The organism is Fructobacillus fructosus KCTC 3544, assembly GCF_001438695.1.
GTDB lineage: Bacteria > Bacillota > Bacilli > Lactobacillales > Lactobacillaceae > Fructobacillus > Fructobacillus fructosus.
In genome coordinates this window covers 40332-40662 of the sequence record NZ_JQBH01000014.1, presented here as the reverse complement: position 1 = coordinate 40662, position 331 = coordinate 40332, and the positions used below count along the sequence as shown (strand labels likewise).

1 protein-coding gene is annotated in these 331 nt (G+C 36.6%); it reads left to right on the top strand.

Translation table 11 applies throughout. The features are described from left to right. A partial coding sequence (locus tag IV71_RS08090) for a hypothetical protein (protein WP_162258601.1) occupies positions 1 to 331 on the top strand: 331 nt, incomplete at both ends.

The window sequence follows — 331 nt, the reverse complement described above, 5'->3', positions numbered from 1 at the left end:
GATTAAACCAATCATTGAAAAAGAGCTAAAAGAAGCAAAAGAAAAAGCTTCAAGAGACCTAGAGGCCAATGCTGAAACTCTTCGTCAACAAGAGAATCAGCGTCATAATGTTGCTCTGCAGGAAATTGATGCAAATTTGATCGTTAAGAAGAAGCAATCAGATCAAGATCTTAGTTCCGAATTCGATAAAAAAGAATTTGATCGCATTGAGCAGTCGCAAAGGAAATTTGAAGTTGAATTTAACCAACAAAAGGCAGAACAACTTAAGTCAGTGTCGAGCCAGATCTTAACTGAACTCAAAGTATTTGCAGAATCATTACAGCAAGCATCA